Below are 1,394 nucleotides of genomic sequence, written 5' to 3' on the forward strand. Positions count from 1 at the left end.
TTCAAAACTAGATAACATTGCTACATATTATATGGTTAAGTCCTCGATCTATTAGTATTCGTCAGCTCCACATGTCACCATGCTTCCACCTCGAACCTATCAACCTGATCATCTTTCAGGGATCTTACTAGCTTACGCTATGGGAAATCTCATCTTGAGGGGGGCTTCATGCTTAGATGCTTTCAGCACTTATCCCTTCCGCACATAGCTACCCAGCTATGCCCTTGGCAGAACAACTGGTACACCAGCGGTGCGTCCATCCCGGTCCTCTCGTACTAAGGACAGCTCCTCTCAAATTTCCTACGCCCACGACGGATAGGGACCGAACTGTCTCACGACGTTCTGAACCCAGCTCGCGTACCGCTTTAATGGGCGAACAGCCCAACCCTTGGGACCGACTACAGCCCCAGGATGCGATGAGCCGACATCGAGGTGCCAAACCTCCCCGTCGATGTGGACTCTTGGGGGAGATAAGCCTGTTATCCCCGGGGTAGCTTTTATCCGTTGAGCGATGGCCCTTCCATGCGGAACCACCGGATCACTAAGCCCGACTTTCGTCCCTGCTCGACTTGTAGGTCTCGCAGTCAAGCTCCCTTATGCCTTTGCACTCTACGAATGATTTCCAACCATTCTGAGGGAACCTTTGGGCGCCTCCGTTACACTTTAGGAGGCGACCGCCCCAGTCAAACTGCCCACCTGACACTGTCTCCCGGGTCGATAAGACCCGTAGGTTAGAATTTCAATACAGTCAGGGCGGTATCCCACCAGCGCCTCCACCGAAGCTAGCGCTCCGGTTTCAATGGCTCCCGCCTATCCTGTACAAACTGTACCAAAATTCAATATCAGGCTACAGTAAAGCTCCACGGGGTCTTTCCGTCCTGTCGCGGGTAACCTGCATCTTCACAGGTACTATAATTTCACCGAGTCTCTGGTTGAGACAGTGCCCAAATCGTTACACCTTTCGTGCGGGTCGGAACTTACCCGACAAGGAATTTCGCTACCTTAGGACCGTTATAGTTACGGCCGCCGTTTACTGGGGCTTCAGTTCAGAGCTTCGCTTACGCTAACCCCTCTCCTTAACCTTCCAGCACCGGGCAGGTGTCACCCCCTATACTTCGCCTTACGGCTTCGCAGAGAGCTGTGTTTTTGCTAAACAGTCGCTTGGGCCTATTCACTGCGGCTTTCCGTTAAGAAAGCACCCCTTCTCCCGAAGTTACGGGGTCATTTTGCCGAGTTCCTTAACCAGAGTTCTCTCGCACACCTTAGGATTCTCTCCTCGCCTACCTGTGTCGGTTTGCGGTACAGGCACCTTTTATCTCGCTAGAAGCTTTTCTTGGCAGCGGGGAATCAAAGACTTCGCTCCATAAGGAGCTTCCCCATCACAGCTCAGCCTT

General features: G+C 52.6%; 1 rRNA gene. It reads right to left on the reverse strand.

Features of this window, described 5'->3' with window-relative positions:
* Positions 1–31 precede the first annotated feature (31 nt).
* A 23S ribosomal RNA gene (locus A2U95_RS22280) occupies positions 32–1,394 on the reverse strand; the annotation flags it as partial.

This window comes from Streptomyces chilikensis, assembly GCF_001642695.1.
GTDB lineage: Bacteria > Actinomycetota > Actinomycetes > Streptomycetales > Streptomycetaceae > Streptomyces > Streptomyces chilikensis.